This is a genomic window from Geodermatophilus dictyosporus, assembly GCF_900115505.1.
GTDB classification, from domain to species: Bacteria; Actinomycetota; Actinomycetes; order Mycobacteriales; family Geodermatophilaceae; genus Geodermatophilus; species Geodermatophilus dictyosporus.
The window spans coordinates 19,898-43,791 of the sequence record NZ_FOWQ01000009.1 but is presented as its reverse complement, the minus strand read 5'-3'; the positions used below and the strand labels follow the sequence as shown (position 1 = coordinate 43,791).

General features: G+C 75.6%; 26 protein-coding genes. 18 read left to right on the top strand and 8 right to left on the bottom strand.

What is annotated here, in order from left to right:
* The first annotated feature begins 62 nt into the window (after positions 1-62).
* Positions 63-773, top strand: coding sequence for a monooxygenase (locus tag BMZ33_RS18925; protein ID WP_091114686.1), 711 nt, complete (start codon positions 63-65; stop codon positions 771-773).
* Here BMZ33_RS18925 and BMZ33_RS18920 read toward each other — a convergent pair.
* From BMZ33_RS18920 to BMZ33_RS18910, 3 genes are read right to left on the bottom strand one after another with little or no spacing between them, the layout of a single operon-like run.
* The gene (locus tag BMZ33_RS18920) at positions 758-1,336 is read right to left on the bottom strand and encodes a GNAT family N-acetyltransferase (protein WP_091115249.1); all 579 of its coding nucleotides are present in this window, start codon (positions 1,334-1,336) and stop codon (positions 758-760) included. The two genes, BMZ33_RS18925 and BMZ33_RS18920, sit on opposite strands and share 16 nt — an antisense overlap.
* A 56-nt stretch (positions 1,337-1,392) precedes the next feature.
* Positions 1,393-2,133, bottom strand: a complete 741-nt coding sequence (locus BMZ33_RS18915) for an FAD-binding oxidoreductase (RefSeq protein WP_169064560.1) — start codon at positions 2,131-2,133, stop codon at positions 1,393-1,395.
* On the bottom strand, positions 2,126-2,734 hold the full coding sequence (locus BMZ33_RS18910) for a sulfite oxidase-like oxidoreductase (RefSeq protein WP_091114682.1): 609 nt from the start codon (positions 2,732-2,734) through the stop codon (positions 2,126-2,128). The genes BMZ33_RS18915 and BMZ33_RS18910 overlap by 8 nt, the downstream gene beginning before the upstream one ends.
* 154 nt (positions 2,735-2,888) lie before the next feature.
* Between BMZ33_RS18910 and BMZ33_RS18905 the strand changes: the two genes are divergently transcribed.
* The 5 genes from BMZ33_RS18905 (at position 2,889) to BMZ33_RS18885 (ending at position 7,551) form a co-directional block, all read left to right on the top strand.
* Positions 2,889-3,593, top strand: coding sequence for a succinate dehydrogenase cytochrome b subunit (locus tag BMZ33_RS18905; RefSeq protein WP_169064559.1), 705 nt, complete (start codon positions 2,889-2,891; stop codon positions 3,591-3,593).
* 11 nt (positions 3,594-3,604) lie between these two features.
* The gene (locus tag BMZ33_RS18900) at positions 3,605-5,551 is read left to right on the top strand and encodes a fumarate reductase/succinate dehydrogenase flavoprotein subunit (protein ID WP_091114678.1); all 1,947 of its coding nucleotides are present in this window, start codon (positions 3,605-3,607) and stop codon (positions 5,549-5,551) included.
* Positions 5,552-5,604: 53 nt separating this feature from the next.
* Entirely contained in the window at positions 5,605-6,324 is a 720-nt protein-coding gene (locus BMZ33_RS18895) for a succinate dehydrogenase/fumarate reductase iron-sulfur subunit (RefSeq protein ID WP_244524303.1), read from the top strand.
* A 182-nt stretch (positions 6,325-6,506) separates the two neighbouring features.
* Positions 6,507-7,016 (top strand): winged helix-turn-helix transcriptional regulator, encoded by a 510-nt coding sequence (locus tag BMZ33_RS18890; RefSeq protein ID WP_169064558.1) that lies wholly within the window; start codon positions 6,507-6,509, stop codon positions 7,014-7,016.
* Positions 7,006-7,551: a PaaI family thioesterase gene (locus BMZ33_RS18885; protein WP_091114673.1), complete on the top strand. Its 546-nt coding sequence runs from the start codon at positions 7,006-7,008 to the stop codon at positions 7,549-7,551. The genes BMZ33_RS18890 and BMZ33_RS18885 overlap by 11 nt, the downstream gene beginning before the upstream one ends.
* 3 nt (positions 7,552-7,554) lie before the next feature.
* On the opposite strand, the gene BMZ33_RS18880 is transcribed toward BMZ33_RS18885, so the two are convergent.
* Positions 7,555-8,334 carry a glycoside hydrolase family 16 protein gene (locus tag BMZ33_RS18880; RefSeq protein ID WP_091114670.1) on the bottom strand — a complete coding sequence of 260 codons (780 nt, stop codon included), beginning with the start codon at positions 8,332-8,334 and terminating at the stop codon, positions 7,555-7,557.
* Entirely contained in the window at positions 8,331-8,957 is a 627-nt protein-coding gene (locus tag BMZ33_RS18875; protein ID WP_169064557.1) for an LURP-one-related family protein, read from the bottom strand. Before BMZ33_RS18875 ends, BMZ33_RS18880 begins: the two co-directional genes overlap by 4 nt.
* Positions 8,958-9,197: 240 nt before the next feature.
* On the opposite strand from BMZ33_RS18875, the gene BMZ33_RS18870 reads away from it, so the two are divergent.
* The 9 genes from BMZ33_RS18870 to BMZ33_RS18830 are packed head-to-tail and all read left to right on the top strand — an operon-like array spanning position 9,198 to position 18,503.
* Positions 9,198-10,388, top strand: a complete 1,191-nt coding sequence (locus tag BMZ33_RS18870) for an inositol-3-phosphate synthase (protein ID WP_169064556.1) — start codon at positions 9,198-9,200, stop codon at positions 10,386-10,388.
* On the top strand, positions 10,385-11,299 hold the full coding sequence (locus BMZ33_RS18865) for a hypothetical protein (protein WP_169064555.1): 915 nt from the start codon (positions 10,385-10,387) through the stop codon (positions 11,297-11,299). Before BMZ33_RS18870 ends, BMZ33_RS18865 begins: the two co-directional genes overlap by 4 nt.
* Positions 11,296-12,321 carry a class I SAM-dependent methyltransferase gene (locus BMZ33_RS18860; RefSeq protein ID WP_091114664.1) on the top strand — a complete coding sequence of 342 codons (1,026 nt, stop codon included), beginning with the start codon at positions 11,296-11,298 and terminating at the stop codon, positions 12,319-12,321. Before BMZ33_RS18865 ends, BMZ33_RS18860 begins: the two co-directional genes overlap by 4 nt.
* A complete protein-coding gene (locus BMZ33_RS18855) occupies positions 12,315-13,310 on the top strand; it encodes a Gfo/Idh/MocA family protein (RefSeq protein WP_091114661.1) in 996 nt (331 codons plus the stop codon). The genes BMZ33_RS18860 and BMZ33_RS18855 overlap by 7 nt, the downstream gene beginning before the upstream one ends.
* Positions 13,307-14,281, top strand: coding sequence for an MBL fold metallo-hydrolase (locus BMZ33_RS18850; RefSeq protein WP_169064554.1), 975 nt, complete (start codon positions 13,307-13,309; stop codon positions 14,279-14,281). The genes BMZ33_RS18855 and BMZ33_RS18850 overlap by 4 nt, the downstream gene beginning before the upstream one ends.
* The gene (locus tag BMZ33_RS18845; RefSeq protein WP_091114658.1) at positions 14,278-15,756 is read left to right on the top strand and encodes a YcaO-like family protein; all 1,479 of its coding nucleotides are present in this window, start codon (positions 14,278-14,280) and stop codon (positions 15,754-15,756) included. Before BMZ33_RS18850 ends, BMZ33_RS18845 begins: the two co-directional genes overlap by 4 nt.
* On the top strand, positions 15,753-16,586 hold the full coding sequence (locus BMZ33_RS18840) for a sugar phosphate isomerase/epimerase family protein (protein ID WP_091114655.1): 834 nt from the start codon (positions 15,753-15,755) through the stop codon (positions 16,584-16,586). Before BMZ33_RS18845 ends, BMZ33_RS18840 begins: the two co-directional genes overlap by 4 nt.
* A complete protein-coding gene (locus tag BMZ33_RS18835; RefSeq protein WP_091114652.1) occupies positions 16,583-17,791 on the top strand; it encodes a glycosyltransferase family 4 protein in 1,209 nt (402 codons plus the stop codon). The genes BMZ33_RS18840 and BMZ33_RS18835 overlap by 4 nt, the downstream gene beginning before the upstream one ends.
* A gap of 10 nt (positions 17,792-17,801) precedes the next feature.
* Positions 17,802-18,503, top strand: a complete 702-nt coding sequence (locus tag BMZ33_RS18830) for a PIG-L deacetylase family protein (protein WP_091114647.1) — start codon at positions 17,802-17,804, stop codon at positions 18,501-18,503.
* Between the two features lie 133 nt (positions 18,504-18,636).
* Here the strand turns inward: BMZ33_RS18830 and galE are convergent, their stop codons facing one another.
* Positions 18,637-19,605: a UDP-glucose 4-epimerase GalE gene (gene galE, locus BMZ33_RS18825; RefSeq protein WP_091114643.1), complete on the bottom strand. Its 969-nt coding sequence runs from the start codon at positions 19,603-19,605 to the stop codon at positions 18,637-18,639.
* A 111-nt stretch (positions 19,606-19,716) separates the two neighbouring features.
* Between galE and BMZ33_RS18820 the strand changes: the two genes are divergently transcribed.
* From BMZ33_RS18820 to BMZ33_RS18810, 3 genes are all read left to right on the top strand, one after another.
* Complete coding sequence (locus BMZ33_RS18820) at positions 19,717-19,962, top strand: glutaredoxin domain-containing protein (protein WP_091114640.1); 246 nt, start codon at positions 19,717-19,719, stop codon at positions 19,960-19,962.
* A 22-nt stretch (positions 19,963-19,984) separates the two neighbouring features.
* Positions 19,985-20,470, top strand: coding sequence for an RNA-dependent RNA polymerase family protein (locus BMZ33_RS23520; RefSeq protein WP_169064553.1), 486 nt, complete (start codon positions 19,985-19,987; stop codon positions 20,468-20,470).
* 122 nt (positions 20,471-20,592) lie between these two features.
* The gene (locus BMZ33_RS18810) at positions 20,593-21,909 is read left to right on the top strand and encodes a PRC-barrel domain-containing protein (RefSeq protein ID WP_091114637.1); all 1,317 of its coding nucleotides are present in this window, start codon (positions 20,593-20,595) and stop codon (positions 21,907-21,909) included.
* A gap of 57 nt (positions 21,910-21,966) precedes the next feature.
* On the opposite strand, the gene BMZ33_RS18805 is transcribed toward BMZ33_RS18810, so the two are convergent.
* Positions 21,967-22,992, bottom strand: coding sequence for an aldo/keto reductase (locus BMZ33_RS18805; RefSeq protein WP_091114635.1), 1,026 nt, complete (start codon positions 22,990-22,992; stop codon positions 21,967-21,969).
* Between the two features lie 60 nt (positions 22,993-23,052).
* Positions 23,053-23,883 carry an SRPBCC family protein gene (locus BMZ33_RS18800; protein ID WP_091114632.1) on the bottom strand — a complete coding sequence of 277 codons (831 nt, stop codon included), beginning with the start codon at positions 23,881-23,883 and terminating at the stop codon, positions 23,053-23,055.
* Positions 23,884-23,894: the final 11 nt, after the last annotated feature.

Genomic DNA, 23,894 nt, shown 5'->3' with positions numbered 1-23,894 from the left:
TACCCCCGGTCCCGCCGGTCAACCGACCGGTCGGCACCGCGCACGACGTGGAGGATGGACCCGTGACCCCGCAGCCACTGGTGACCCTGCACCTGTGGGGCGTCCCCGGCCGGGCGGTGCCGCGGGCGGCGCTGCGGATGGCGTCGGTGCGCCCGGCGCTGGCCCGCACGCCCGGCCTGCGCTTCGCCAAGCTGCTGGGCACCGGCGACGGGCGCACCTTCACCGTCCGCGACGCCGACCCCCGCCGGTGGGGCCTGCTGGCCGTGTGGGACGACGAGGCCGCCGCCGACGCCCTGGACGACGGCTCGGTCGCCGCGAGTTGGCGCCGCATCGCCGACGAGGAGTGGTCGGTGCGGCTGCGCCCGCTGGTCGCGCGCGGCCGGTGGTCGGGCCGTGAGCCGTTCGGCTCCCCGCGGCCGCAGCGCTGGGACGGGCCGGTCGCGGCGGTCACCCGCGCGCGGCTGGTGCTGCGCCGGGCGGCGAGGTTCTGGTCGGCGGTGCCGCCGGTGTCGGCCGACCTGCACACCGCGCCGGGCCTGCGGATGGCCGTCGGCATCGGCGAGGCGCCGCTGGGCCTGCAGGGCACCTTCAGCGTCTGGGACTCCGCCGCGGCGCTCAACGCCTTCGCCTACGACCGGGCGCCGCACGCGGCGGTGGTCACCCGGACCGCGCAGGAGGGCTGGTACGCCGAGGAGCTGTTCGCCCGGCTCGCGGTGCTGTCCTCGCGGGGGACGGTCGACGGGGTCGACCCCGCGGCTCAGCCCGCGGGCTGAGCCGGCGGCCCGAGGGTGACCACCAGGTGGACCTCCTCGCGGTCGTCGCCCGGTGCCACCCGGATCGCGCCGGGCATCCGGCCGAACTCGCGGTAGCCCAGGCCCGCGTAGAACCGCTCCAGGCCGTAGCCGCTGCGCACGGTCAGGTGCAGCATCTCCAGGCCCTGGGCGCGCGCCACGTCGTGGACCCCCGACAGCAGCACCCGGCCCAGCCCCCGCCCCTGCCGGCTCGGGTGCACCTGCACGCGCAGCACCGTGGCCCAGTGCCGGCGCAGCGGGCTGAGCGACAGCGACAGCACCGCCCAGCCGGCCGGCTCGCCGTCCACCCGCAGCACCACCAGCCGCTCGCGGCCCTGCCGCACCCGCTCGAGCAGCGCGTCGAGCACCGGGGCGACGTCGTCGGCGGTGACCGGCGGGACGAAGCCCACCGCGCCGCCGGCGTTGGTGACGTCGGTCCAGCACGCCAGGAGCCGGCGCCGCAGCTCCGGGTCGACGGCGTCGACGGCGGTCACCTCGAGGGTCGGCCCGGCGGTGGCCCCGGCGGTCGGCTCGGCGCTCGGCATGGCCTCGATCATCGTCGGCGCCACCGGCCGCCGGGGAGGCCGGGTCCGGCCGGCCCTCAGGCGGCCGGGCCGCCGCTCGGACCGAAGCGCTCCACCCGGACGTCGGCCGGCGCCATCCCCAGCTCGTCGACCAGCAGCCGGCTCGCGGCCTCGGCGAAGGACGCCGACCCGCAGACGAAGGCGGTCTGCCCGGGCTCGACCAGGGGCACCAGGTCGGCCGCGGTGAGCCGGCCCGGCCGGCGGACGCCGTTCGCCTCGCGGCTGAGCGCCAGCAGCGCACCGGCACCGGCCAGCTCGTCGGCGTAGGGCAGCAGCGTGCGGGTGCGCGCCGCCGCCGCGACCCGCAGCAGGTCCGGCCGGCCCCGGTCGCGGGCGGTGCGCAGCATCGACACCAGGGGGACGACGCCGCTGCCGCCGCCCACCAGCAGCGCCGGGCCGCGGCCGTCCCAGACGAACCAGCCGCCGATGGGGCCGCGGACCTCGAGCACGTCGCCGGGCTCGACGACGTCGGCGAGGTAGCCCGACACCTCGCCGTCCTCGAGCCGCTCGACGAACAGCTCCACCTGCGGGTCACCGGGCGGCGAGGCCACCGAGTAGGAGCGCTGCGCGCGGTAGCCGTCCTCGGCGGTGAGCCGGACGACGTAGTGCTGCCCGGGCAGGTGCTCGACCCGGTGGGGGACGTCGAGGAGCAGCCGCACCCCGCGCGGCGTCGGCCGGTCGAGCGCGGCCACCGTCGCGGTGCGCCAGCCGCCGGCCGGGGCCCGGCGACCGCCGAGCCCCAGCGTCGGCTCAGTCACCCTGGTAGCGCTGCTCGCGCCAGGGGTCGCCCCGGTCGTGGTAGCCGTTCTGCTCCCAGAAGCCCTGCTGGTCGCGCTGCAGGAGGGTCAGCCGGGTGACCCACTTGGCGCTCTTCCAGAAGTAGAGGTGCGGGACGAGCAGCCGCACGGGGCCGCCGTGCTCGATCGGCAGCGGCTTGCCGTCGAACTCCCACACCAGCCACGCCCGCCCGCCGGTGACGTCCTCGAGCGGCAGGTTGGTGGTGTAGCCGGTCTTGGCCGTCGCCATGACGAAGTGCGCGTCGGCGGTCGGCCGGGCGGCCTCGAGCAGCGTGTCGACGCTGACGCCGGCGAAGTGGGTGTCGAACTTCGACCACGTCGTCACGCAGTGGATGTCGCCGCGGTACTCCGAGGCCGGCAGCCGGTGGACGTCGTCCCACGACCACGTCGTCGGGCTCTCGACGCGGCCGTCGACGGTGATGCTCCAGGTCTCCGGCGCGATGCGCGGTGTCGGCTCGGCCGTGAGCACCGGCCAGTCGGCGCCGGCGTCGTACTGACCGGGCGGCAGCCGCGGATCCCGCTCGCGCCGCCTGCCGAGGAACCCCCGGGTCGGTCCTGCCACGCGTCCTCCTCCGATCGGGTGGTGGTGCCGGAACGCTGCCACGCCCGGCGAGCGACCACCAACGTCCTGACCTGCGCTGAGGGTTCCCTTACATGAGGTGAGTCACTGCGTGTTCACGTGGCCGCAACCGGGTTATGGAGCCTAACTTTGAGTCGTGGTGACGGTGACGCACTCGGGCCAGCGCAGGACCCCGAAGGCAGCGAAGACCAGCTCGGTCTTCAAGAAGGTCGTGATGGCGGTCAGCGGGATCATCCTGGTCCTGTACCTGGTCGCACACATGGTGGGGAACCTGAAGCTCTTCGCCGGCGCGGAGACCTTCAACGGGTACTCCGAGTGGATCCGCCGCATCGGCGAGCCGGCCGTCCCGGGACAGACCGTCCTGTGGATCATCCGCCTCGTCCTGCTCGTCGCGGTGGCCGCGCACATCTGGGCGGCCATCTCGCTGTGGCGCCAGGCCAAGCGGGCCCGCCCCCAGCAGTACGTGGCGCGCAAGCAGGTGGCGCAGAGCTACGCCTCGCGGACCATGCGCTGGGGCGGCGTCATCCTCGGGCTGTTCATCGTCTACCACATCCTCGACCTCACGCTCGGTGTGGCGAACCCGGCGGGCCACGACGCGACGCCCTACGACCGCGCGATCGCCGGCTTCTCCAACCCGTTCGTCACCCTGGTCTACGTCGTGGCGCTGCTGGCCCTGGGCTTCCACCTCCGGCACGGCGTCTGGAGCGCCACCCAGACGCTGGGGCAGAGCAACAAGACGCGCGAGCGCACCGTCAACGCCTTCGCCACGGTGTTCGCCGTGGTGCTGACCGCGGGCTTCCTCATCCCGCCGCTCAGCGTCCTCGTCGGCATCATCGAGTAGGAGCACTCGTCATGGCCCTCGAACTGTTCACCGTCGGCGCCCCCATCGCCGACACCAAGGCCCCGATGGACGTCCCGATCGGTGAGCGCTGGAGCGAGCGCCGTTTCCGCGCGAAGCTGGTCAACCCGGCCAACCGCCGCAAGCTGACCGTCATCGTCGTCGGCACCGGCCTGGCCGGCGGCGCGGCTGCCGCCACGCTCGGCGAGGCCGGCTACAAGGTCAAGTCGTTCTGGTACCAGGACAGCCCGCGCCGCGCGCACAGCGTCGCCGCGCAGGGCGGCATCAACGCCGCCAAGAACTACCGCAACGACGGCGACTCGGTGCACCGGCTGTTCTACGACACGGTCAAGGGCGGCGACTTCCGCGCCCGCGAGAACAACGTGCACCGACTGGCCGAGGTCAGCGCCGCCATCATCGACCAGTGCGTCGCCCAGGGCGTGCCCTTCGCCCGTGAGTACGGCGGCCTGCTCGACAACCGCTCCTTCGGTGGCACGCAGGTGTCGCGGACCTTCTACGCCCGCGGCCAGACGGGCCAGCAGCTGCTCTACGGCGCCTACCAGGCGCTCGAGCGGCAGATGGCGGCCGGCAGCGTCGAGCAGTTCGCGCGCACCGAGATGCTGGACCTGATCGTCGTCGACGGGAAGGCCCGCGGCATCGTCGCGCGGAACCTGATCACCGGCGAGATCAGCACGCACTTCGCCGACGCCGTCGTCCTCGCCACCGGTGGCTACAGCAACGTCTTCTACCTGTCCACGAACGCCAAGGGCTCCAACGCCACGGCGATCTGGCGGGCGCACAAGCGGGGCGCGCTGTTCGCCAACCCCTGCTACACGCAGATCCACCCCACCTGCATCCCGGTGCACGGCGAGTACCAGTCGAAGCTCACGCTGATGAGCGAGTCGCTGCGCAACGACGGGCGCGTGTGGGTGCCCAAGGAGCGCGGGGACACCCGCGACCCGCGGGAGATCCCCGAGGACGAGCGCGACTACTACCTCGAGCGGATCTACCCCTCCTTCGGCAACCTCGTGCCCCGTGACATCGCCTCGCGGCAGGCCAAGAACGTCTGCGACGAGGGCCGCGGCGTGGGCCCCAACGGCCTGGGCGTCTACCTCGACTTCGCCGAGGCCACCGAGCGGCTGGGCCGGCCGGCCATCGAGGCCAAGTACGGCAACCTCTTCGACATGTACGCCCAGATCACGGGTGAGGACCCCTACGAGGTCCCCATGCGGATCTACCCGGCCGTGCACTACACGATGGGCGGACTGTGGGTCGACTACGACCTGCAGTCGACGATCCCCGGCCTGTTCGTGATCGGCGAGGCGAACTTCTCCGACCACGGCGCCAACCGGCTCGGCGCCAGTGCCCTCATGCAGGGCCTGGCCGACGGCTACTTCGTCCTGCCCAACACCATCAACGACTACCTGGCCGCCGGCCCCTTCGAGAAGGTCGACCCGCAGCACCCGGCCGCCGTCGAGGCGCTCGAGGGCGTGCGGGCGCAGAGCGAGCGGCTGCTGTCGATCAACGGCACCCGCACCACGGCCTCGTTCCACCGCGAGCTCGGCCGGCTCATGTTCGACCTGTGCGGCATGGAGCGCTCGGAGGAGAGCCTGCGCAAGGCCCTCGACCGGATCCCCGAGATCCGGCAGGAGTTCTGGACCAACGTGAAGGTGCCCGGCGAGCTGGGCCGCTTCAACCAGAGCCTGGAGCACGCGGGTCGGGTCGCCGACTTCATCGAGCTCGCCGAGCTCATGTGCGTCGACGCCCTGCACCGCAACGAGAGCTGCGGCGGGCACTTCCGCGCCGAGAGCCAGACCCCCGAGGGTGAGGCCCTGCGCGACGACGAGAACTACGCCTACGTCGCCGCGTGGGAGTGGACGCCGGAAGGCGCCCCGCCCGTCCTGCACAAGGAAGCCCTCGAGTTCGAGTACGTCCACCTCGCCCAGCGGAGCTACAAGTAATGAACCTCAAGCTGCGTGTCTGGCGTCAGCGGAGTGCGGCAGAGAAGGGGAAGATGGTGACCTACCAGGTCGCCGACGTCTCCCCCGACATGTCGTTCCTCGAGATGCTGGACGTCCTCAACGAGCAACTGATCCTCGACGGCGAGGACCCGGTCTCCTTCGACCACGACTGCCGCGAGGGCATCTGCGGCTCCTGCGGCGTGATGATCAACGGCCGCGCCCACGGCAACGGCCTGTTCGACTCGCACCCGCAGACGGCCACCTGCCAGCTGCACATGCGGTCGTTCAAGGACGGCGACACGATCGACGTCGAGCCGTGGCGGGCGACGGCGTTCCCGCTGATCAAGGACCTCGCCGTCGACCGCTCGGCCCTGGACCGGATCATCCAGGCGGGCGGCTACATCAGCGCCCCGACCGGCACCGCGCCCGAGGCGCACTCGATCCTGGTCGCCAAGAAGGACTCCGACGCCGCGTTCGACGCCGCCACCTGCATCGGCTGCGGCGCCTGCGTGGCGGCCTGCCCGAACGCCTCGTCGATGCTGTTCACGTCGTCGAAGGTCGTGCACCTGGGGCTCATGCCGCAGGGCCAGCCCGAGCGCGACGACCGCGTCGTGAACATGATCCACCAGCAGGACCTCGAGGGCTTCGGCGGCTGCACGAACATCGGTGAGTGCTCCGCCAGCTGCCCGAAGGGCATCTCGATGGAGAACATCTCGCGGCTCAACCACGACCTCCTCGGCGCCCTGCGCGCCGGCGCGCGGCCGAAGAGCTGAAGGACCCTCCTGCCCCCCACCCCTCGCTGACGCTCGGGCTGGGACCCTGCAGGAGGGCCGTTCCAGCACTGCGAGGGGGCCGTTCCAGCACCTCGCCTCGGGCGGGGACCCACCACGGGTCCCCGCCCGTCGCCGTCCCGGGGCAGTGGCGCGATGTCGGTTCGACCGGCAAACTGACGGGTGTGACCGCCTCGTTCGACCTGGCCTCCCTCCCGGGGCGCCCCTGCTCGATCGCCGCCGCGCTGGAGCTGGTGGGTGAGCGGTGGGCGCTGCTCGTCGTCCGGGAGGTGTCGCTGGGCAACCACCGCTTCAGCGACATCGTGCGGGGCACCGGCGCACCCCGCGACCGGCTGACCGCCCGGCTCAACGCGCTGGTCGCCGCCGGCGTGCTGGAGCGGCGGCAGTACAGCGACTCGCCGCCGCGCTCGGGCTACCACCTCACCGCGTCGGGCCGCGACCTGCTGCCGGTGCTGCAGGCGCTGCTGCAGTGGGGCGACCGGTGGGCCGCCGAGGAGCCGCCGGTGCGCCTGCAGCACGCGCCGGCCGGGCACGGGGCGCACCCCGTCGATGCCGCGTGGGTGTGCCGGACGTGCGGCGAGCCGGTCAACGAGAGCCGGGTCGAGCGGGTGCTCACCCCGGCCGGCCGGGTGCTGTCGGGCCTGCCCGCCGAGGAGCACGGCCATGAGCACTGACGCCGTCCCGGGGTCACCGGTCGCCGCCCCGGGGTCGTGGGGCGAGCCGCGCACGCGCACCGTCCGCTGGCACGACCCGATGGTCACCGCGGCCGGCGGGCGGGAGCGCTCGGGGCTGGAGGCGCTGCGGGCCGTGCGCGACGGCCTCCTGCCGCCGCCGCCGATCGCGGCGCTGGTGCAGATGGACGTGGCCGTCGTCGAGGAGGGCCGGGTCGAGTTCCGCTGCGCCGTCGACGAGTCGGTCTACAACCCGATCGGCGTCGTGCACGGCGGGCTGGTCTGCACGCTGCTGGACTCCGTCGCGGGGTGCGCGGTGCACACCACGCTGCCGCACGGCGTCGGCTACACCTCCATCGAGCTCAAGGTCACCTACCTGCGGGCGGTGACCCAGGCCAGCGGGCCGCTGACCGCCGTCGGCCGGGTGGTCAAGCCCGGCCGGCGGGTCGCCTTCGCCGAGGGCGAGGTGCTCGACGCGGCCGGCAGGCAGGTGGCCACGGCGTCGAGTTCGCTGCTGGTCTTCCCGCTGCCGGCCTGAGGCTCAGCCGCCGCCGATCCGGTCGACGACGAGCTCGGGGACGACGTAGGGCTCCCCCGGCACCGCCTCGTCCGGGAAGTCGAAGACGGCCAGCATCGCCTGCACCGGGTAGTCGGGGGTGCGCGCGACCTCGCGCAGCACCCGCCCGTCCACGGCGAACGTCGCGCCGTCGGGACGCCAGTCGACGGCGTAGGTGTGCCAGTCGGCCACGTCGATCCCCGGCCGAGGGGCGGCGAAGTCCTCGGGCAGCCGCGGGTCGCGGAAGGGGTGGGTGCCCGCGCCGACGGCGGCCCCCTCGACCGGGTCGACGGCGTCGCCGAACACCTCCACCACGCACAGCTCGCCGGAACGCTCCGGGACGTCCTCCAGGCCGACCAGCCACCAGGCGACCATCGACCGCGGCGTCACGGTCGCGCGGGCCCGCATCTCCAGCCGCCCGTACCGCGGCGTCCACCCCCAGTGCGCCGGCTGCTCCTCGCGGACGACGGCGCCCGGCCGCACCGGCTGCTGCCCGACCGTGCTGCCGACCGGCCCGGAGAAGACGCCGGACTGGATGCCCGAGACCCGCAGCGGCGGGTGGTCGCCAGGGCACCACAGCGGCGCCTCCTCGGGCAGGTACAGCCGCAGGCAGGAGTCGCGGACCTCGTAGCACGCCGCGGTGGCCGCCCGCGAGCTCCACTGCGGCAGGTAGTGGGGGACCCAGACGTCGCGGTCGAGGTCGTCGCCGTCGAAGTCGTCGGTGAAGTCGCCACTCGAGTCGGTGAGGTCGCCGGTGGAGGTCACCGGCTCTGCAGGGCGTCGAGGGCCACGGCCATCGAGGCGGCCACGCGGAAGTCCAGCCGCGGGTCGGGGACGTGGACGTCGTAGCGGTCGCGGATGCTCTTGCGCCGCTCCACGACGAGCACCGGCGCTCCGGTGGCGGTGTCGACGAAGTCGAAGTGGAAGACGAAGGGCACCCAGAGGTCGCCGAGGTAGGGGATGAACTCCCAGATGCGCCGCAGGATCGCCAGGAACGGCCGCCGCTCCCGGCCGATCGCCTGCAGGCCGGGCGCCGACAGCTCCCAGGTCGAGCGCAGCAGGCTGGCCCCGAACCGCTTGCGGAACGAGCCGAGCACCTGCCCGTACTCGTCGAACACGTCGTGCTCGGCGTGCACGTCGAGCCGCTGGCGGGCCCGGAAGGAGAAGACCGGGCGGGTCCGCGCCTCGTCGGCGGTGAACACCACCTCCTCCTTGAGCTTGAGCCGCTTCTGCTGGGCCATCGCCAGGAGGTGGCCCTCGCTGCCGTCGGGCTGCACCGCGCGGACCTCGTAGCGGTTGACCATCACGGTGATCCGCTGGCGGACGGCGAAGCGCGGTACCACCATCGCGGCGGAGGGCTGGGACTGGGCGGCGGGCGGCACGGTCACGGCAGGCTCCTGTCGGGTGGGCGGGGCCCCATCCTGGCCCGGGCCGGAGGCCCGCGGGGCCTCCCCGACACTGCTACGGGCGCAGATGACGGCGGGCCACTCGGTTGCGGACCAGAATCTGGACCTCACCCGGCGGGGTCCCGAGCGCTGTGTCAGGCTCGGGCGGGGGGTGGCGGAGGTCCACCCGTCGAGGGTGGGGAGATCGTCTTGTCGCAGGAGTCCCGTCGAGTCGGCGTCGCTGTGGTCGGACTGGGGGGCGCGGTCGCGACGACCGCCGTCGCCGGTCTGGAACTGGTCCGCACCGGGGCGGCCGGTACCGACGGGCTGCCGCTCGCCGGGCTGGAGGTCGCCGGCGGACCGGTCGAGGAGACCACCGGTCTGGTGTCCTACGACTGCCTCGTCGTCCGCGGGTGGGACCTCGACGGCTCCGACCTGCGCAAGGCCGCCGAGCAGCACGCCGTGCTCGACTCCCGCCAGCTGGAGCAGGCCGGCCCGGCGCTGTCGGCCGTGACGCCGTGGCCGGCGGCCGGGGACGCCGACTTCTGCCGCAACGTCACCGGCGGCAACGTCGTCCTGGCCGAGACGCGCCGCGCCCAGGTCGACGCCGTCCGCGCCGACCTGCGCCGCTTCCGCGAGGAGGAGTCCCTCGACGGCCTGGTGCTGGTCAACCTGGCCTCCACCGAGCGCTGGCCCGACCCGGCCGCGCCGGCACTGCAGACGATCGAGGCCTTCGAGGCCGGGCTCGACGCCGACGACCGCGCCATCACGCCGGCGATGGTCTACGCCTACGCGGCGATCGCCGAGGGCGTCGGCTACGTCAACTTCACGCCGTCGCTGGCCGCCGACGTCCCGGCCCTGGTCGCGTTCGCCGAGGCCCGCGGCGTGCCGGTCGCCGGCAAGGACGGCAAGACCGGCCAGACGATGATGAAGACCGTGCTCGCGCCGGCCTTCCGCGCCCGCTCGCTGACCGTCGAGGGCTGGTACTCCACCAACATCCTCGGCAACCGCGACGGCCTGGCCCTCGACGACCCCGACTCGCTGGCCAGCAAGCTGAACACCAAGGGCAGCGTGCTCGACTCGATCCTGGGCTACCCGGTCGAGGACCACGTCGTCCGCATCGACTACTACCGGCCGCGCGGCGACCAGAAGGAGGCCTGGGACGCCATCGACCTGGTCGGCTTCCTCGGCCAGCGCATGCAGGTCAAGGTCGACTTCCAGTGCCGCGACTCCATCCTCGCCGCCCCGCTGGCCCTGGAGCTGGCCCGGCTCACCGACCTCGCGCAGCAGCGCGGCGAGGGCGGGGTGCAGCGGCAGCTGGGCTGGTTCTTCAAGGCCCCGATGACCGCCGACGGGAGCGTGCCCGAGCACGCCTTCCACCGGCAGGAGTCCGCGCTGCTCGACTGGCTGGCCGCCGGCGCTCCCTCCCGGTGACCGCGCTCGCCTCGCCCGGGACCCTGCAGGCGCTCGCCGGACTGCGGCCGCTGCTCGCCGAGATCGGCGACGCCAAGCGCGTCCGCGTCTCCGGCGTCCCCGGCTCGCTGGCCGAGCAGGCCTTCACCCGCGCCTGGGCGCGGCTGGTGGCCGGCGAGGACCTCGCCGCCGTCGCGTGGTCGGAGACGGCCGCCGCCGTCGCCCGCGCCCGGCTGGCCGGCATCGACGCCGGGGTGCTGACCACCGCCGGGCTGTCGGACGCCGAGGCGCTCGAGGTGCTGCGCCGTGGCTTCGACGAGGTCGCCGGCCCGCTGGACCCGGAGTTGCGCGAGCGGCTGCGGGCGGCGCTGGGGCCGCTCCCGCTGCCCAGCCCCGCGCCGGGGCTGGCCGGTGCGCTCAACGCCCAGCCGCGCGCCGGGGCCACCGCGCCGGGCAGGCCGCGCGTCGTCGTCGAGCCGCCGGAGAGCCACGGCGACCACTGCCTGACCGTGGCGGTGTACGCGGTGCTGGTCGCGCCGGTGGTCGGCGCCGACCCGGTGGCGCCGTTCCTGCTGGGCCTGGGCCACCACCTGCACAACGTCGTCCTGCCCGACGCGGGGTTCGCCGGCGAGGTGCTGCTCGGCGACGCGCTGGAGCGGGTGATGGCCGCGCTGGAGGAGCGGGAGCTCGCCGCCCTGCCGGGTCCGCTGGCCGGCCGGCTGCGCGCGGTCCTGGCGCTGCGGCCGGGCGCCGACGTGCCGGAGGCCCGGGCCTTCCACGCCGCCGACGTCCTCGACCGGGTGCTGCAGGTGCACCACCACGCGCGGGCGGCGGCGTTCACCGCCGCCCAGGCGCTCGACGACCTGGAGCTGGTGCACGCCGGGCCCGTACAGGGCTACCACCTCGACGTGCTGGCGGCGGCCGGGCTGTGACCGGCCTGCTCCTCGACGCCCCCGTCGTGGACGGGATCCCCTTCGCCCGGGCCGGCCGCGACGACCTGCGCGCGGAGGTCGCCGGGCTGGTGGCCGCCGGGGAGACCGACCGCGCGCGGGTGCTGCTGCTCGCCGACGCCGACGACTGGTGGACCGAGCCGCCGCCCCCGCCCGAGCAGCTGGCCCGCGTGCCGGCCGCGCGCACCCTGCGCGAGGCCATGGAGCTGCTCGGCATGGGGCGGGTGGCCGACTACTTCGCCCACCGCTGGTCCGACCCCACGCACCTGGCGGGACTGGCGCTGCTGCAGGCGCACTGGCCCGGCGGGCGCCCGGTGGTCGACGTCGCCTGCGGGATCGGCGCACACCTGCGGGAGCTGTCGCGGCGGGGGGCGGGCGACCTGCTCGGCGTCGACGTCGTCTGGGCCAAGCTGTGGCTGGCCCGGCGGTTCGTGTGCCCGGACGCACGCTACGTCTGCGCCGACCTGACCGCGGCGCCCGACCTCGCCGTCGGCTCCCCGGCCCACGTCATGTGCCACGACGCCTTCTACTTCCTGCGCGACAAGCCCGCAGCTGCGGCGGCGATGCGCGCGCTGGCCGGGGACGGCGGCACCGTCGTCGTCGGGCACGCGCACGTGGCCGACCCGCACGGACAGCCGCTGACGCCCGAGGGCTACGCCGAGGTGCTCGGCACCGACCTGCTCTACGACGACGACGAGCTCACCCGCTCGCTGCTCGAGGGCCGCCCGCCCCGGCCGGCCGCGCCCGCCGACCTGCACGCCAGCGAGGCGGTGGCGCTGGTGGCCGGCGACCCGCCGGGTCCCGCGCCGGCCGACCTGGGCGAGCCGCTGCCGCCGCTGTCGCCCAACCCGCTCTACCGCGACGGCGTGCTGACCTGGCCCAGCGAGCGCTACGCCGCCGAGTACGGGCCGCGCTCGTCGTACCTGCCGGAGCGCTGGCCCGACCCGCTGCCCGCCGACGCCGCCCGCCGCCGGCTGCTCGTCGACCTGCCGGAGGCATGGTGACCCCGACCGTCGGCTGGGGCGTCGCCGGCTGCGGGTGGGTGGCGCGCGACCACGCGCTGCCCGCGCTGCTCGACGTGCCGGACGCGCGGGTGGTGGCGCTGCACGACCTCGACGCCGCCGCGTTGGAGCGGGTGCCGGTCGAGGGCGCCCGGCGCAGCACCGACCTCGCGGAGTTCCTGGCCACCCCGGGGCTGGACGCCGTCTACGTCGCCGTCCCCAACGCCGGGCACCGGTCGCTGGTCGAGGCGGCCGCCGCGGCCGGCAAGGCGGTGCTCTGCGAGAAGCCGCTGGCCGCCGACGTCGGCGGCGCGCAGGCGCTGGTCGACGCGTGCGCCAACGCCGGGGTGCTGCTCGGCACCGCCTACGACCAGCGCTGGCACCCCGCCCACGTGCGGCTGCGCGAGCTCGTGCCCGAGCTGGGCACCGTGACCGCGGTGCGGATCGTCTACTGCTGCTGGCTGCCCGGTGACTGGACGCCCGACGGCCGGCCGCACGACAACTGGCGGGTCGACCCCGCCCGCGCCGGCGGCGGCGCCGCCATCGACCTCGCCCCGCACGGCCTGGACCTCGCCGGCACGCTGCTCGGCGAGGACGTGACCGCGCTGTCGGCGCTGCTGCAGACCCGCGTGCACGACTACGGGGTCGACGACGGTGCGCTCCTGACCGGCACCACCGACGGCGGGGTGCTGGTGAGCCTGCACGTCGCGTTCAACACCCCCGACGCGCTGCCCCGCCGGCGGCTGGAGGTGGTCGGCACCCGCGGCCTGGCGGTCGCCGTCGACACGATGGGCCAGACGGCGGGAGGCTCCCTGACGCTGTACCGCCCCGACCCGGTGGACGTGCCGTTCGCCGACACCCCGCCATTCCGGGCGCAGTTCGCCGCCTTCACCGACGCGGTCGCGGGCCGCGCACGGTGGCCGTACGACGCCGCCCGCGACCTCGCCCTGCACCGCCTGCTCCTCACCGCTCTCGACGGAGGAAGACCGTGAGCTCGCCCGACGTCCCGTCCGCCATCGACCGGGCCACCGACCCCGCCGCCGACCTCACTGCTGACGGCACTGGCGCGCGGCACGGCGCCAGCCAGGTCGACACCAACCCCTACCGCGGGCTGCTGCCCGACCTGCCCGCCTACGCCTGCACCAACTGCGGGCACTGGCAGCGCTGGCCGGCGCCCGGACCGCTCGTCTGCCCGGTCTGCGCCGACGTGCGCAACGCGCTGCCCGAGCACGGCTTCGAGTTCGTCACCGACAAGCAGGCCGACGAGCTGGTCACCGGCTCCTGGCGGCCGGCCCCGGTCGACGGCGTCACCGAGTTCGGCACCAAGCCGCGCTTCGGCCTCGACAGCCGCGGGTGGGTGATCGAGACCGACATCGGCCTGGTCGGCTTCGAGTGCGCCCCCTGGTACACCGCCGACATGCTCGCCGAGCTGCGCCGGATGGCCGCCGAGAAGGGCGGCTTCCCGGTGCTGGCGTCGTCGCACGTGCACGGCTACGGCGCGCTGTGGCAGCTGCAGCAGGAGCTCGAGCCGCGGGTGGTCTGCGTCAACGTGCACGACCTGGTCTGGACCAAGGCCTTCCGGGTCACCTGGCCGGCCGACGACGAGCTCGAGCTCGCGCCCGGCCTCACGCTGCACCGCACCGGCGGGCACTTCCCCGGCCACTCGGTGCTGCACGACTCCCGCCGCGGCATCCTGTTCTGCGGCGACTCGCTCAAGGTCGACCTCTCCGACGACGGGCAGCCGGTGGCGCTGAGCGCGCACAAGGCGTTCCACGCGCAGATCCCGCTCTCGCACGGGGAGCTGCGGGAGATGCTCGCCGTCGTCGGGGTGCTCGACTTCGGCGCCGTCGCGACGCCGTTCGAGATGGTCCCCGGCGTGACCACCGACCACGTCGTCCACCTCGTGCAGCGGCTGCTGTCCGGGCCGCCGGACGCCGCCCCCGTCCCCCTGGCCGAGCTGTGACGACGACGGGGACGACGCCGTCGCAGCGGTACCGGGACTCGTTCCCCACGCCGGTCGAGGACTTCGCCATCGAGGGCATCGATGTCCTCGACGTGCCCCTGCACTCGGCGGTGCTGCCGCCGTCGGAGCTGCACCCGGGGGGCAGCGGGCTGGGCTACGGCGCCACCCGCGAGGAGGCCCGCACCGGCGCGATGGGCGAGATGGCCGAGATGGCGCTGTCGCTGCGCGCGCACCAGGGGGTCGCGCGCGAGCAGGGCTCCTACGCCGAGATGACCCGCCGGCACGGCCGCGACCGGGTCGCCGACCCCCGCGAGCTGTGCCTGGAGGCCGGCAGCGACCACTCCGACGACCGCGTCCTGCAGTGGCTGCCGATGACCCGGCTGCGCGACGGCGAGACGGTGCAGGTGCCCGCCGAGCTCGTGGCGTCGGCGCCCGACGACCTGCCCGGCGCTCCCCCGCCCGGCGGCTGGCTGACCACGGTCATCACCAACGGCCAGGGCGCGGCCTTCGACGCCGGCCGCGCGGTCACCCACGCGCTGCTCGAGGTGCTGCAGCGCGACGGCAACGCCACCGCCTTCCGGGTGATGGACCGCGGCGTCGTCGTCGACCTGGCCGGGCTCACCGACCCCGACGCCCTCGCGCTGCTCGACCGGCTCGACGCCGCCGGCATCGACGTGGCGGTGAAGCTGGCCTCGACGGAGTTCGGCGTGGTCGACGTCTACGCGGTGGGGTGCTCGCGCGACGGCTCCGAGCCGGTGCCGGTGATGGCCACCGCCTGCGGGGAGGCGGCGCACCCCGACCGCGACACCGCCGTCCGCAAGGCACTGCACGAGTTCGCCTCGGCGCGCAGCCGCAAGGCCTTCATGCACGGGCCCTTCGACGTCGTCCTGCCGGCCACGCCGCCGGGCTACCTGGAGCACTGGCGCGGCGGGCACCCGCCGGAGCGGCTGGTGGAGGAGGACCGCGCGCTGCAGGCGATGCTGGCCTGGACCCGGATGGGCACCACCGCGCTGGTCGACCTGCTGCAGGACACCGTGCTCTCCCGCCGCTCGACCGTGGCCCTGGCCGACCTGCCGACGTGGTCCGGCGACGACCTGCACGCGACCGTCACCGGCGCGGTGCAGGCCGCCGGGCACGACGTGCTGGTCGAGCTGCAGCCCTCGGTCGGCGACGCGGTCGCGGCCAAGGTGCTGGTGACCGGCCTGGAGGTCGAGACGATGAGCTACGGCCGGATCGGCGAGCGCGGCGTGCGGCGGCTCGTCGAGCACGACGAGGGGCTGGCGGTCGTCGGCGCCGACCCGGGCGGCTGGGCGCGGGTGCACCTGACGCCTGCGGCCGAGGAGCGCCTGGGCGGACCGGCCTGGTTCGACCGCGCGGGCGCCGAGCGGCGGGTGGGTGCGCTGTACGCGCTGTACCGGGAGCCGGGCCGGCACGTGGTGGCCGAGGTCCTGGCGTCGGAGGCAGGAGCCTCGTGAGCCTGCGGTACGCCTACAACACCAACGGGCTGACCTCGCACCGGCTGTCGGACGCGCTGTCCCTCCTCGCCGACTGCGGCTACGCCGGGGTGGCGCTCACCCTCGACGTCGTGCACCTCGACCCGTTCGCCTCCGACGCGTTCGCCCAGGCCGAGGCCGTGCGGGCGCGCTGCGACGAGCTGGACCTCGGCGTGGTCGTGGAGACCGGCGCCCGGTTCCTGCTCGACCCGCGGGCCAAGCACGAGCCGACCTTCGTGACCGCGTCGGCCGAGGGGCGTGCGCGGCGGCTGGCCTACCTGCGGCTGGCCTGCGACCTGGCGGAGGTGCTGGGCGCGGAGGCGGTGAGCTTCTGGGCCGGCGTGCCGAGGCCGGGCGTGGACCGCGACGCCGCCTGGGGCTGGTTCACCGACGGGGTGCGCGCGCTGGTCGACAGCCACGGCGGGCGCTCGTACGCACTGGCCGTCGAGCCCGAGCCCGGGATGCTCGTCGAGGACTGCGACGACTGGGCGCGGCTGGCGGCGGAGGCGCCCGGGATCACGCTGGCGCTCGACACCGGGCACTGCGTGGTGGCCGGCGCGTACGCGCCCGAGGAGGCGGTGGCCGCGTTCGCGCCGCACCTGGGCACGGTCGCCGTGGAGGGCATGCGCCGCGGCGTGCACGACCACCTGCCGCTCGACGAGGGCGACGTCGACCTGCCCGCGGTGCTGCGGGCGCTGCGGGACGCCTCCTACGACCGGCTGGTGACGCTGGAGCTGTCCCGCGACGGGCACCGCGCGCACGAGATGGTGCCGCGGTCGGTCGAGATCCTGCGGACGGCGGAGGCGGCGTGAGGATCTGCTTCGTCAGCCGCCGCTACTGGCCGGCGGTGAGCGGGATGAGCGTCTACGCGGAGAACCTGCTGCGCGAGCTGGTCGCCCTCGGCCACGAGGTGGTGCTGATCAGCCAGTACCGCGACGACGAGGCCGGCACCCGCGTCTACGGCGGCGGCCCGCCCCCGCCCGACCGCGTGCCCGCCGGCGTCGAGGTGCACGCGCTGCCCAGCCGCGGGGAGACCGTCGTCCCCGCCGACTGGGAGGGCGACGTCGCCGGGATCGTGCGCACGGTGCTCGACCGGCACGCCGAGCGGCCCTTCGACGTCCTGCACGCCCAGTACGGCTACCCGCCGGGGCTGGCGGTGCTGGCCGCCGCGCGGGAGACCGGGCTGCCGGCCGTGGTGAGCATCCAGGGCGGCGACGGGCACTGGGTGGGCACCTGCTGCGCCACCCACGCGCACGCCATGCGCACCGTCGTCGACTCCTCGAGCGCGGTGCTCATCGGCAGCGCCAGCTTCCGCGACGAGGTGGTCGGCAACCTGGGGTCGGACCCGGCGCGCTTCACGATCGTCCCGGGCGCCACCGACACCCGCCGCTTCACGCCGGCCGAGCGGCCGCTGGGCGCGCTGCAGGACCCGCCGGTGCTGCTGTTCCACGGCCGGGTCGACCGCCGCAAGGGCGTGCTCGACCTGCTCGAGGCGCTGCCCGACGGCGTCCGGCTGGTCGTCTCGGGCATCGGCCCCGACCTGGACGAGGCCCGCGCCCGGGCCGACGGGCGGACGACGTTCCTCGGCTACGTGCCTCCTGACGAGGCGCCGGCGGTCTACCGCGCCGCCGACGTGTTCGTCAGCCCGACCTACAGCGAGGGGTTCTCCAACACGCTGCTCGAGGCGATGGCCAGCGGCGTGCCCACGGTGAGCACCGACAGCGTCGGCGTCGTCGACTGCCTGCGGCACGACGAGAACGGCCTGCTGCACGAGCCGGGCGACGTCGCCGGCCTGCGTGCCGCGCTGGACCGGCTGCTCGGCGACGGCTCGTTGCGGGAGCGGCTGGCGGCGACGGCGCTGGAGGAGGTGCGCCGGCTCTACTCGTGGCCGGTGCTGGCCCGTTCCATCGACACCGTCTACCGGGAGGTGGCGGGGACGACGCCGTCCCCCGGTCGGACGATGCCGCCCGAGGTCGACCTCTCGTGCCGCTTCCGGTCGGCCGCGCACCTGCTGTGAGGGTCGCGTCGTGAAGGTCGTGGCCGTCAGCCCGCACCTCGACGACGCCGCGTTCTCGGTCGGGGGCACGCTCGCCGCGCTAACCGACGCCGGGCACGAGGTCACGGTGGTCACCTGCTTCACCCGCAGCGTGCCCGGCCCGGAGGGGTTCGCGCTGGCCTGCCAGCTGGACAAGGGACTGCCCGCCGACGTCGACTACATGGCCCTGCGCCGTGACGAGGACGCCGCCGCGATGGCCGTGCTGGGGGTGACGCCGCTGCACCTGGACCTGCGCGAGGCGCCGCACCGCGGGTACGGGAGCGCGGCGGAGCTGTTCGCCGGCGTGCACCCCGACGACGACGCGTGGGAGGACGTGCGGGCGGCCCTGACCGGCCTGCCCGGCGACCTGTGGCTGGCCCCGCAGGCGCTGGGCGGGCACGTCGACCACCTCCAGGTGCTGCGCGCCGTCGCCGGCACCGGCCGACCGGTGCTGTGGTGGCGGGACTCGCCCTACGTGCTGCGCGACCCGGACGCCGTCCCGGGGCCGGAGCTGCCCGCCGGGCTGACGCCGCTCGAGCTGCCGCAGGACCTCGACCGTCGGGCCGACGCCTGCGCCCGCTACACGACCCAGCTCGGCTTCCAGTTCGGCGGGCCGGAGGCGATGCGGGCGGCGCTGGCCGGCCTGCCCGAGGTGCTCCTGGCCGACGCCGGCGCCCGGGAGCTGGCCGGCTGAGACGTCCCGGTCCCTGCCGACGCCCGGCGGCCGACGGGGACACCGGTGTCCGACGCTCGGTCGTGCTCTGCACGCACCTGTGTTCAGAGCGCGACCCACCTGGGTGGAGGTGTCGGGCCGCGACGGGACCGGGTCAGAGCGGCTGCAGCGCCCGCCAGGCGGTCCACGCGCTGGTGATCATGTCCCGCAGGTCGCGGGTGGCCCGGAAGCCGAGGTCGCGGGCGATCCGGTCGACGGCGGCGACCACCCGGGCCGGGTCCCCGGGACGACGGCCGGCCACCTCGGGCGTGGTGTCCCCGCCGGTGACCTCGGCGACGACCCGCAGCACCTCCCGCACGCTGCTGCCCTCGCCGCGGCCGACGTTGTACGTGCCGCCGGGCCGGCCGGCGGCGAGGGCGCGGGCCGCGGCCACGTGGGCGTCGGCGACGTCGGAGACGTGCACGAAGTCGCGCACCGGGCTGCCGTCCGGGGTCGGGTGGTCGTCGCCGAAGAGCTGGGGCGGCCGGCCGGCGTCGAGGGCGGCGAAGACCAGCGGCACCAGGTTCGCCGTCCCCCGGTCGCCGAGCTCGGGGGCCGCGGCACCGGCCACGTTGAAGTAGCGCAGGCTGGTGGCGGCCAGCCCCCAGGCGGCGCAGTCGCGCAGGAGGTCCTCACCGGCCAGCTTGGTGCGCCCGTAGGGGGACAGCGGGCGGCAGTCGGTGTCCTCGTCGACCCGCTCGGTGTCGGGCGTGCCGTAGACCGAGGCGCTGGAGGAGAACACGAAGCGGGTGACGCCCTTCGCGCGGCAGCCCTCGAGCAGCGCGACCAGGCCCTCGACGTTCTCGGCCCAGTACAGCAGCGGGTCGGCCACCGACTCCGCGACCTGCTTCCTGGCCGCCAGGTGCACCACCCCGGTCACGCCGTTCTCGCGCAGCACCCGCCGGACCATCCCGCGGTCCCGCACCGAGCCGACCTCCAGCGGCACCCCCGGCAGCCCGGCCAGCCGGTCGGCGTCGCCGGTCGAGAGGTCGTCGAGGACGACGACGTCCTCCCCCGCCGCCACCATGGCGTGGACGACGTGCGCCCCGACGTACCCCGCTCCCCCGGTGACCAGCCAGCTCACTCGTCCAGCCTGCCCGGCGGGGGGCCGCGCCGCTCGGCCGGGGTGTGCTCCTCGCCCCGGTGGGCGCGGCGGAGGACGCTGCCGACCGCACGCTCGAGCGCAGGAGTCGTCATGACCGACCAGGCCGTCACCGTCTACCACAGGCCGGGGTGTCCCTTCTCGGCGAAGCTGCGGGCGCAGATGGCGCTGACCCGCCTCCCCCACCGCTCGGTGCGCTTCGCCGACGACCCGGACGGCGCCGCGGCCGTCCGCGCGCACCACCCCGAGGGCTGGGAGGTCTCGCCGACCGTCGTCGTCGGCGGGCGGTACCTGACCAACCCGTCACTGCGGGAGGTCCGGGAGGCCGTGCGCGCCTGACGGCGCCGGCCGGGCGCCCGTCGTGCCCGTGGCGGTGTGGCGGCGGGTGCCGGTGCCCGGCGACCCCGCCGGCCGCGACCGGCACCGGCGGCTCGGGCGGCGGCTGGCCGTCCCGCACCTGCCGCAGGGCGCGCCGACGTCACCGGCGCTGGCCAACCTGGTCTGCGCCCGGCTCGACCGCCGGCTGGCCGGGCTCGCCGCGGACGAGGGGTTCCGGGTGCACCCGGGCAAGACGCGCGTCGCCGGGCCGGGACGGCGCCGGCAGGTGCTGGGCGCGGTGGTGAACGTGCGGCCCACCCTGCCGCGGCCGGAACGGGACGCGCTGCGCGCGCTGCTGCACAACTGCGCGGTGCACGGGTGGGCCTCCCAGGTGCGTGACGCCGACCCGGCGACCTTTCGCGACGCCGTCCTTGGCCGGGTGGCCTGGGCGTCGTCGGTCGACCCCGTGCTGGGCGGGCGCCTGCACGTGCTCGCCGGCCGGATCGACTGGGGCGCGGCTCGGGCGTAGCGGCGCCGTCACCGCAGGTCGCGTCCTCCTCGGTTCCGGTTGGGCCCAGGTCGGAGGGGTACGGCGGCGCGGGACGAGGCGGGCCACCCGGGCGCCGCCGCGAACTCAGCTGGGAGGCGACCATGGCACTCCCCGACCGGGACTCCGTGCGCGAGTGGGTCGGCAGGACGGTCATCGGCCGCGACGGGACCGAGATCGGCCGGGTCACGCACCTGCTCGCCGACGAGGACACCGGCGCGCCCGAGTGGATGTACGCCGAGGTGGACGACGCCGTCGTGGCGGTACCGCTGTTCGACGCCACCGACGACGACGGGCGGGTGCGGGTCGTCGTCGAGCGCACCGCCGTCCTCGCCGCGCCGCGCTACGGCGAGAGCCGCCGGCTGACCACCGACCAGGAGACCGAGCTCTACCTGCACTACGGCATCCAGTACTCGACCGAGGCCTCGGGGAGCGTGCTGCCGGCCGCGGAGGCCGAGCCCACCCCGGCCGCACCGCGCGACCCCGAGGCGCTGCCCACGGAGCCCCCGCCGCCGGTGGCCCAGCCCGGCGACCGCGACTTCGGCCGCGACGGCTCGGCGCCCGACCGGTCGGCCGGGCGCGCCGGGCAGGTCGCCGCCGCGGTGGCCGGGGTGCTGGCGCTGGGGGCCACGGTCCTCTCCCTGGTCCGCCGCCGCCGGCGGCCCGCCGCGACGGTGTCGCGGAGGGCCGGCCGGGTGTCGCGGAGGGCATCGCGCACGGCATCGCGCACGGCATCGCGCACGGCGTCGCGCACGGCGTCGCGACGGGCCGGGCGCGTCGGCCGGCGCGCGCGGCGGCAGACCGCGGCCCGGGCGACGGCGGGCCGGGCCCGGCTGGCGCAGCTCTCGGCGTCGGCGGCGCAGCTCCCGGCCTCGGTGGCGCAGCTCTCGGCGTCGGTGGCGCCGCTGGCCGCCAACGCCGCGCAGGTGGCGGGGACGGCGTCGCGCGCCGGGGTGGACGCGGTGGGCCGGGCGGCCGTGGTGACCGCGCAGCAGGCGGCCGCGGCCGCTCCCGTCGTGCGGGCCCGCGCCGCCGAGGCCACCGCCCAGGCCGGTCCGCTGCTGGCCTCGACCGGCGCCGCGCTGCAGCACGGCGCGAGCGTGGGCACCGGGGCCGCGCTGAGGACGATCGACGCCGGTGCCGCGCTCGTCGCGGCCGCCGTGTCGAAGGCGGCCGAGGCCGGCGCCGAGCTCGGGCAGACCGGGCTGCGCGCGGCGATGCGGGCGGAGCGGGCCGTCGAGGAGGTGCCCGAGGCGGTCGTCAAGGCCGGCCACCGGGCGCGCAAGCGCGGTCGGCGGGTCGTGCGGATGGCCTCGCTGGGCGCCGGTCTCGGCGCGGGCTACGTCGTCGGCGCGCAGGCCGGGCGGCCGCGCTACGAGCAGATCGTGCAGACGGCGGGCCGGCTCACCGGCCGGCAGTAGGACCGTGCCTCTGCGGGGACCCGGCGCCCGGGTGGGCGCCGGGTCCCCGTGCCGCGGTCAGGGCAGCGTGCGGGTGCGCTGCTCGACGCCGATCTCGCCGTAGGGGTAGTCGGCCGCGCCGGGGTCGCTGACCGCGTCGAGACGGGCGGTCTCGTCGTCGTCCAGCACGATGCCCGCGGCGGCCAGGTTGCCGCGCAGCTGCTCGGTGGTGCGGGCGCCGAGGATCACCGAGGTCACCGCCGGCCGCCCGGCCAGCCAAGCCAGCGCCACCTGCGCCATCGACGCCCCGCGGGCCTCGGCCACGTCCTGCACGGCCTCCAGGACGTCCCAGGTGCGCTCCCGGCCGCCGACCCGGTCGTAGGCCTCCATGCCGCGGGCAGGGTCCTCGCCGAGTCGCGTCGCACCCGTGGGCCGCTGGTCGCGGGTGTACTTGCCCGACAGCCAGCCGCCGCCGAGGGGTCCCCAGGGCAGCAGGCCGAGGCCGTTGTGCAGGCAGGCGGGCACGATCTCGAACTCGACCTGCCGCACGAGCAGGCTGTAGGAGGGCTGCAGCGTCACCGGCACCGCGAGGTGCTCGCGCTCGGCGAGGTCGACGGCCTTCTGCACCTGCCAGCCGAGGAAGTTCGACAGGCCGGGGTAGCCGATCTTGCCCGCGCGGACGGCGTCGTCGAGGAAGCGCAGCGTCTCCTCGAGCGGGGTGAGCGGGTCCCAGGCGTGCAGCTGGTACAGGTCGACGTGGTCGACACCGAGCCGGCGCAGCGAGTCGTCGAGCGCCCGGCGCAGGTGGCGGCGGGAGTTGCCGACGGCGTTGGGCTCCTCCCCCATCGGCATCCGGCCCTTGGTCGCGAGGACGACGCGGTCGCGCACGTCGGCCGGGCGGGCGGCCAGCCAGCGCCCGGTGATCTCCTCGGCCGCACCGGCGGAGTAGACGTCGGCGAGGTCGACCAGCGTACCGCCGGCCTCGACGAACACGTCGAGCTGCTCGTGCGCGCCCGCCTCGCCGGTCTCCGCGCCGAAGGTCATCGTGCCCAGGGCGAGGGTCGAGACGGCGCAGCCGCTGCGGCCGGGCGTGCGGTACTCCACGGGTCCTCCTCGACGACGGTGGCCGGGAGGGGCGACACCCCTCCCGGCCACCGGGTGCGGTCAGCGGTTGCCGCCGCCGATCATCGGGTCGTCGCCGTCCCGGCGCACGTCGTGCTCAACGCCCTCGGTGGACGACGTCGCGGTGTAGCCCTCGGACCCCGACTCGGGGACGAGCACGTCGTCGCGCACCACGGCGTCCGGCGGCGGCTGCTCGACGACGGTCACCTCCTGCGGCTGGACGACGCCCTCGACGGGCTGGGGCGGCGTCTCCTCCCGCTGGCCGCCGGACGACGACGTCGCCGCCGCCACCCCGGCCGCCGCGGCGCCCGCGACCGCGGCCACGCCGGCGGCGACCGCCACGCCCGAGACGCCGGCCTTGCCCTTGTCGCCGTGCGAGCCGTAGGCGTCGCTGGTCGTGGGAGTGCCGACGTCGACGTGCTCGTTGACCGAGCCGCGCCAGGCACCGCTGGCGTAGCCCTGGCTCTCGACCAGCTCCTTGAAGCGCTCGAGGTCGGACTGCACCTGCCGCCCCACGATCCCGAGCTTGTCGCCCACCTGCTCGACGAGCCCCTCGGGCTCGTACTCCAGCTGCAGGTGGACGATCGTCGAGCTCGGCCCGGCGGGCTCGAACCGGACGGCCCCGGCGTTGGTCGCGCCGCTGGTGGCGGCCCAGGCGACCTTGCGGTCGGGGTCCTGCTCGAGGACGGCGGCCTCCCACTCGCGCCGCACGCCGGCGATCTCGGCGACCCAGTGCAGCCGGTCGTCGGTGAGCTGGCGGACCTCCTTCACACCTCCCATGAAGTGGGGGAAGTCCTCGAACTGCGTCCACTGGTCGTAGGCCGTCCGTACGGGGACGTCGACCTGGATCGACTTCTCGACCTTGGTGGTCATCGCTCAGCCTC

Excerpts from the sequence above, each read along its gene's own strand:
- BMZ33_RS18800 (WP_091114632.1), bottom strand. The coding sequence starts at position 23,883 with ATGACCACCAAGGTCGAGAAGTCGATCCAGGTCGACGTCCCCGTACGG.
- BMZ33_RS18900 (WP_091114678.1), top strand. The coding sequence starts at position 3,605 with ATGGCCCTCGAACTGTTCACCGTCGGCGCCCCCATCGCCGACACCAAG.
- BMZ33_RS18820 (WP_091114640.1), top strand. The coding sequence starts at position 19,717 with ATGACCGACCAGGCCGTCACCGTCTACCACAGGCCGGGGTGTCCCTTC.
- BMZ33_RS18895 (WP_244524303.1), top strand. The coding sequence starts at position 5,605 with ATGGTGACCTACCAGGTCGCCGACGTCTCCCCCGACATGTCGTTCCTC.
- BMZ33_RS18855 (WP_091114661.1), top strand. The coding sequence starts at position 12,315 with ATGGTGACCCCGACCGTCGGCTGGGGCGTCGCCGGCTGCGGGTGGGTG.
- BMZ33_RS18885 (WP_091114673.1), top strand. The coding sequence starts at position 7,006 with ATGAGCACTGACGCCGTCCCGGGGTCACCGGTCGCCGCCCCGGGGTCG.
- BMZ33_RS18920 (WP_091115249.1), bottom strand. The coding sequence starts at position 1,336 with ATGCCGAGCGCCGAGCCGACCGCCGGGGCCACCGCCGGGCCGACCCTC.
- BMZ33_RS18810 (WP_091114637.1), top strand. The coding sequence starts at position 20,593 with ATGGCACTCCCCGACCGGGACTCCGTGCGCGAGTGGGTCGGCAGGACG.